Annotated in this window: 5 protein-coding genes; 2 read left to right on the forward strand and 3 right to left on the reverse strand. The window is 76.4% G+C overall.

The window, feature by feature from the left end; translation table 11 throughout:
* Positions 1–236: 236 nt before the first annotated feature.
* Positions 237–1,361: a DNA integrity scanning diadenylate cyclase DisA gene (disA, locus tag SSBG_RS11685; RefSeq protein WP_008746343.1), complete on the forward strand. Its 1,125-nt coding sequence runs from the start codon at positions 237–239 to the stop codon at positions 1,359–1,361.
* Between the two features lie 263 nt (positions 1,362–1,624).
* Here the strand turns inward: disA and SSBG_RS11690 are convergent, their stop codons facing one another.
* Entirely contained in the window at positions 1,625–2,527 is a 903-nt protein-coding gene (locus SSBG_RS11690; protein WP_234010488.1) for a hypothetical protein, read from the reverse strand.
* A 517-nt stretch (positions 2,528–3,044) separates the two neighbouring features.
* Here SSBG_RS11690 and SSBG_RS11695 point away from each other — a divergent pair.
* A complete protein-coding gene (locus SSBG_RS11695; protein WP_037869519.1) occupies positions 3,045–3,689 on the forward strand; it encodes a phosphatase PAP2 family protein in 645 nt (214 codons plus the stop codon).
* A 13-nt stretch (positions 3,690–3,702) separates the two neighbouring features.
* On the opposite strand, the gene SSBG_RS11700 is transcribed toward SSBG_RS11695, so the two are convergent.
* Both SSBG_RS11700 and SSBG_RS11705 read right to left on the reverse strand, forming a co-directional pair.
* Complete coding sequence (locus tag SSBG_RS11700; protein ID WP_008746347.1) at positions 3,703–4,413, reverse strand: response regulator transcription factor; 711 nt, start codon at positions 4,411–4,413, stop codon at positions 3,703–3,705.
* Positions 4,414–4,436: 23 nt separating this feature from the next.
* Complete coding sequence (locus tag SSBG_RS11705; RefSeq protein WP_037871359.1) at positions 4,437–6,326, reverse strand: sensor histidine kinase; 1,890 nt, start codon at positions 6,324–6,326, stop codon at positions 4,437–4,439.
* Positions 6,327–6,492 lie beyond the last annotated feature (166 nt).

Here is a 6,492-nt window from a genome sequence, read left to right on the forward strand (position 1 = left end):
CCGCGAGGAGGCGGCGCCGGACCTCTGGGAGGAGGACACCCCGGCCCCGTTCTGAGCCCCGCGCGCGGCACCGGTCCGCGCGCCCGCGCCTTCGCCCCGGCACGCCGGGGCGGCGCCGGTAGACTTTGCCCCGGTCTCGCCCGTCCGTACGGTGGGCCACGGGTCGCCTCGGCCCTCGGAAGGACCGGGCGGCGTGGCGCGGCCGGGCACCGTAGATCAGCGACCGGAGGAATGCAGTGGCAGCAGGCGACCGGGGAGCGACCCCCGGCAAGTCGGGCGGTGTTGCCCGTGCCGACGCGCTGATGCGCGCCTCACTGAGCGCGGTCGCGCCGGGCACGGCCCTGCGGGACGGACTCGAACGGGTCCTGCGCGGGAACACGGGCGGTCTCATCGTGCTCGGCTGGGACAAGACCGTGGAATCCCTGTGCACGGGCGGGTTCAATCTCGACGTCGAGTTCAGCGCGACCCGCCTGCGGGAGCTGTGCAAGCTCGACGGCGGCATCGTGCTCGACAAGGACCTCACGAAGATCCTCCGCGCGGGCGTGCAGTTCGTGCCCGATCCGACGATCCCGACCGAGGAGACCGGTACCCGGCACCGCACCGCCGACCGGGTCTCCAAGCAGGTCGGCTTCCCCGTCGTGTCGGTGAGCCAGTCGATGCGGCTCATCGCGCTGTACGTGGACGGGCAGCGCCGGGTCATGGAGGACTCCGCCGCGATCCTCTCGCGCGCGAACCAGGCGCTGGCGACGCTGGAGCGGTACAAGCTGCGCCTGGACGAGGTGGCGGGCACGCTCTCCGCGCTGGAGATCGAGGACCTCGTCACGGTGCGGGACGTCTGCGCCGTCGCGCAGCGCCTGGAGATGGTGCGGCGGATCGCCACGGAGATCGCCGAGTACGTGCTCGAACTCGGCACCGACGGGCGGCTCCTCGCGCTCCAGCTCGACGAGCTCATCGCCGGTGTCGAGCCGGAACGGGAACTCGTCGCCCGTGACTACGTGCCCGAGCCGACCGCGCGCCGGGCCCGCACCGTCGACGAGGCGCTGACCGAACTGAACGCGCTGACCCACACCGAGCTGCTGGAACTGCCCGTCGTGGCCCGCGCGCTCGGCTACACCGGCTCGCCCGAGGCGCTCGACTCGGCGGTCTCGCCGCGCGGTTACCGGCTGCTGGCGAAGGTCCCGCGCCTGCCGGGCGCCATCATCGACCGGCTCGTGGAGCACTTCGGCGGCTTGCAGAAGCTGCTCGCCGCGAGCGTGGACGACCTCCAGACCGTGGACGGCGTCGGCGAGGCCCGCGCCCGCAGCGTCCGCGAGGGCCTGTCCCGGCTGGCCGAGTCGTCCATCCTGGAGCGGTATGTCTGACGGGGCGGGGGACGGGCCGGGGACGCGATAGCTGGCGGGGCGCGGCAGCGGCTGGCGGGGCGCGGCAGCGCCTGACGGGGTAGTGGCCGGGGCGGCAGCACCGGCCTGGGGACAGTGGCCGGGGGCGGCGGGTTTCCGGCCCTCGGCTCGCGCAGGCGCCCCGCTTCCGGAGTCGCCCCCCTTTGCGGCGCTCCCCGGGCCCTCCGGGCGGCGCGGCCCGTCGGCCCGCCGCCCTCAGCCCGCCGCCCCGCGGTCCGCCGCCGTCAGTCCTTGTCGAGGCGGAACGACGTGCGGGCCTTCGGCAGCCCCGGTGCCTTCGCCTCCACGAGGTAGGTGCCCGGCTTCGCCGAGCCGCTCGGCGGCTTCGCGCAGGCGGCGCGGCTCGCCTTGCGGTCCCACTCGATCTCGTACCGGATCGTCTCCTTCGCCGGTACCCGCAGCCACAGGCTCTCGGCCGCGGGGCAGTCCTTGGAGGACCAGTACGGGTCGTCCTCACCGGTCAGGGTGATCGTCACGACGGTGCGCGCCGCGCCGAGATCCACCTTGCACGCGGCGGCCGAAGCGTTCTTGACGGACAGTTCGAGCTTCGGCTTCTTGCCCGGCTCGTAGGTGTTGTGGGCACTGCGCAGCGAGAGTTCGGCGGTGTCCGTCGTGCAGTCGGGAAGGCTGGACCCCGCGGTGACGCGCTGCGCGTCGCTGCTTCCGGCGCCCGCGCCCGCCGCACCGCCGCCCGAACCGCCTCCGCCGCCCGCGTCGTTCGAGCCCTCGGCGGCGTCCGAGCCGTCTCCCGTGCCGCCCTTGCCGGAACCGTCCTTGCCGGAACCGCCGCCCTCGTCCCCGTCCGAGGCGCCGTCCGAGGCGCCGTCACCCGGGGTGCCCGTGGCGTCGTCGTCCTTGCCGGAGCCGCCGGACTCGTCCCGGCCGCCGGGCTGTTGACTGATCGCCGGGCCCGAGCCGCTGGGTCCGGGGGTGATCGAGGGGGCGGGTCCCGAGGAGCTGCCGGAACCCTGCGCACCGTCCTTCTTGCCGCCCCCGCCTCCGCCCGTGGCGTACACCAGCCAGACGGCGAGCAGGGCGACGAGCACCAGCACGGCGCCGAGAATCGCCCTCCGTCGCCAGTAGATGCTGGAGGGAAGCGGACCGACCGGATTGCGCATAGATCCCACGGCGCAACTCTACGAGAGACGCACGCCACTCCCGGCGCCACCCGCCGCCCCACCGTCAACTTTCCCGGATCATCATTCCGGCTGGTCTTCACATCGGCGGCGGCCCGCGCCACGACCGCCGGTTTCGCGCCGGTACGGGCCGTTCCGCGCCACCCCGCGCGCCCCCGGGCCGCACCCCCGCGACACCTCGTCACCCCACGTCCGGGGCGTGATCACTCCGTTCCCTCTTCGTGCCCTTTTCGTTTCCTGGGCCGTCCGGCACGCGTGCCCTCGCCACGCATCCGTGCCGCGCGCGGCACCGCCCGCCCCCGGCCGTCCCGCTTTCCGCCCGGCTTGTCCGCGCGTGCCCCTTCCGCCCCGGCGCCGTCGCGGGAGCGCGCCCGGGCCCGGCCCGGTTCACCCCCGCTTCGTGCCGTGTCCTCCCCCGGTTCACCCGCCACCCCCGCCGATCGGCAGGGGCGGGAACGGTCCCGGCGGAGGATGTGGTGGTCGGGAGCAGCCCGTAGCGTCCCCGACCATGGAAGGCATGACCAGCGTCGACTCTGACCTCTATCTCGACATCCTCGACTTCGGGCGCAGCACGCCGGAGTGGTTCCAGAAGCTCGCCGAGATCTGGACGGAACTGGGGCTGCTGCTCTTCGCGGTGCTCTTCGTAGTCGCCTGGTGGCGCGCCCGGCGCGGGGACCCGAGCGCTCTCGCCGTCGCCGTTCTCGCCCCGCTCGGCACGGCCGTCGCCTACGTGATCAGCGAGGTCGCGAAATCCTCGATCACCGAGGAGCGGCCCTGCCGTGCCGTAAAGGGCGCCCGCCCGCTGATCGACTGTCCCGCCCACGGCGACTGGTCCTTCCCCAGCAACCACGCGACGATCGCCGCCGGGGCGGCCGTGGGGCTCCTGCTCGCCTGGCGCGTGATCGCCTGGCTCACGCTGCCGATGGCGGTCCTCATGGCGTTCTCGCGGGTCTTCGTCGGGGTCCACTACCCGCACGACGTCGCCACCGGCCTCGTGCTCGGCGCGCTCGCCTCGATCGTTGTCGTCAAGCTCGGCACGCGTCCGCTCGCCGCGCTCGCCGCCACCATGCGGGCCTCCTCGGTCGGTCTCCTCGTCTGGTTCGCCGGTCCCGGGCAGCGCCGCGCGGCGCACGCCGCGCCCTACGCCCGCTGAGCCGCCCGGCTCCTCAGCCCTCCTCCCCCACCGGCAGTCCCGCCTCGTGCGCGAGCACGGCGGCACGCACCCGGTTGGGGACCGCGAGCCGGTCGAGGACGACGCTCACGTACGCCTTCACCGTCGCCTCGCTCAGGCCGAGCCGCCGCGCGATCCCCGCGTTGGACAGCCCGGCCGCGAGCCCGGCGAGGACTTCGCGCTCCCGGGGCGTGAGCCGGGCCACCGCCCGGCGCGCCCCGGCGGCCCGTTCCAGGCGCCGCCCGCCGAGCCCGTCCAGGACGTGCCGGGTCACGCGTGGCGCGAGGAAGGCGCCGCCCGCCGCGAGCGCGCGCACCCCGGCGATCAGCTCGTAGGGGTCACCCGACTTGAGCAGGAACCCGGCCGCCCCGCCGGCCAGCGCCCGCTCGACGTACTCGCCCTCCGAGAACGTCGTGAGCATCCCGACGGCCGTGGCCGGGAGCAGCCGGGCGAACTCCCCGGCGGCGCCGAGCCCGTCGAGCACGGGCATCCGGACGTCGAGCAGTGCCACGTCGGGGCGCAGCCGCAGGCCCTCGGCGACCGCCTCGCGCCCGTCCCCCGCCTGCCCGGCCACCTCGATGCCCGGCGCGCTCGCCAGGATCGCCGCCACGCCCTCGCGCACGAGCCGTTCATCGTCCGCGAGCAGCACCCGCACCGGAGCCCCGCCCCCGGCCGGTTCCGCAGGCACCTGGTACTCCCCTCTCATCCGTACTCCGTTCTCATCCGCTCTCATCCGCCGAGCTCCGCGAGTTCCCTGCGGGCGTCCCCCGCCACGCCCGCTCCCGGCACGACCGTCTTCTCCACGAGGCGGCCGTCCCGGAAGCACAGCCGGAAGTGATCCACGCTCACGAAGAGCTGAGGGACCGCCCGGTAGTAGCGGCACGCCGCCCCGGCCGGCCGCGCGGGCTCCCGCTCGACGGGGATGTCACTGACCGTGCGCGCGGGGAGCCGGGGCGCGAGATCCGCGTACGGCGTGCCCGGGCGGGCGTCCGCGTAGACCCGCGCGTCGAGCACGGAGTGGCCGCGGCTGTACGCGTACCAGCCGAACCCGCCACCGAGCAGCACCGCCCCGGCCACGACCCCCGCCACGACCAGCCGCCCCAGGGGCATGGGCCCGAGCACGGGACCCGCCCCTGGGACCGGACGCGTCCCGGGCCGGAGGCCCGTCGCGGGCGCCCTGGCCTCCGCGCGAGGCGCGCCGCCCACGCGAGGGAGCTGGCTCCTCAGATGCCAGGCACGGAGCCGGCCGCGTGCCCTGCCGCTCGTGTGCTCCGGTCCGCGAGCGGGCAGCCACACCTCCACGAGGTGGCCGCCCCCCTCCCGCTCCCCCGCCGCGAAGCGCCCGCCCGCCGCGCGCACCGCGCCCGCGAGCGCGCGGAGCCCCGAGCCGCCGCCCTTGACCACCCGCGCACCGGGCGGAGCGGCCCCCGGAGCCCGCAGGCCGCAGGCGGACGCGGCGCCAGGCCCACCGGGAGCCACCGCCCCGGAAACGCCCGGCGCTCCCGCCTCCGGTGCGCCCGAGTCCACCCTCCCCGCCGCTCCCGGAACCGTCCCCGCCCCTCCCGAACCCGTCCCCGCCGCGCCCACGGCGGCCGTCCCGCTCTCCCCCACGGCGGCCGTCCCGCTCGCGATCCGCAGGTAGGAGCCCCCGTCGCCCGGGACGCAGGCGACCGTCACCTCCGCGCCCGGCGCGTACCGCGCGGCGTTGGTGAGTGCTTCGCGCAGCACCCGGTGGCGCAAAGCGGTGTGCGCGTCGGGGGCAGCGGGCCAGGCCGTGACGCGGACGGCGAGGCCCGAGGCGACCGTGCGGCCGAGGAGCCCTGCCAGGTCGGGGGCCGGTGGTCGCCCCGGTGGGGGGTCGCCCGGCGCCGGGCCGGGCCCGCCGTCCTCCGTGCGGAGGACGTCCACGATCTCGTGCAGCCGGTCCACCGCCTCCGCCGTCGCCGCGCGCAGCCCGGCGGCCGCCTCGCGGTGCCGCTCGGGCAGCCCGGCCGCGAGCTGGAGCGCCCCGGCCCGCAGCGCGATCAGGCTCAGCTCGTGGCCCAGCGCGTCGTGCATCTCGCCCGCGATCATGGCCCGCTCGCGCAGGGCCGCGCGCTCGGCGACGGCCTGCTGCTCCGTTTCGAGGCGGGCCGCGCGCGCCCAGCCCGCCTCCGCGAGGGCCCGGCGCTGGAGCCGGTACCGCCCGGCGAGCCAGGGGAAGACGACGAGGAAGAGGAGGACGGCGAGGAGCAGCAGCAACGCCGTCACGACGTCCTGCCCGCGCCACAGCACCCGCGCCGAGCCGGCGAGGGCGAGCGCCGCGCACGCCGCCGCCGACTGCCGGGCCCCGCCGCGCAGGCCGAGGAGGTGGCCGAGGACGGGCAGGGCGAGCCCGTAGTCCGCGGTGAGGAGCGACGTCCCGAAGGCGAGGCCGGGCGCGGCGGCGAGCAGCAGGGAGGTCGCGGGGAGGCGGCGCGCGCAGGCGGCGGCGAGGGCGAGGGCGGCGAGGCCGAGCGCGGTGGCCCCCCAGGGCACGTGTTCGACAAGATCGAGCGGGCGTGCCACGAGGACGGGCACGGCGAGCACGGCCCAGAGCCCGAGGGCCCGGACGCCGTGCGGAAGCGCGGTGACTGTCATGCCGTTCACGGTACGGGCCACCACTGACAATCCCTCCGTGACCGCGTGGACGCGCTGTGTAGCGGACCCGCCGCGTAAGGGCAGGTCGTGCGCGCGTGTCCCTCCGGTCCCCCCCGTGGCGGTCCTCGACGGGCCCGGTCCGCCCGCTTCCCCCGCCGCGTCCGCT

Source organism: Streptomyces sp. SPB074 (assembly GCF_000154905.1).
Lineage (GTDB): Bacteria > Actinomycetota > Actinomycetes > Streptomycetales > Streptomycetaceae > Streptomyces.

Coding starts and splice junctions, on each gene's coding strand:
- SSBG_RS11705 (WP_037871359.1), bottom strand. CDS start 6,326: ATGACAGTCACCGCGCTTCCGCACGGCGTCCGGGCCCTCGGGCTCTGG.
- SSBG_RS11700 (WP_008746347.1), bottom strand. CDS start 4,413: ATGAGAGGGGAGTACCAGGTGCCTGCGGAACCGGCCGGGGGCGGGGCT.
- SSBG_RS11695 (WP_037869519.1), top strand. CDS start 3,045: ATGGAAGGCATGACCAGCGTCGACTCTGACCTCTATCTCGACATCCTC.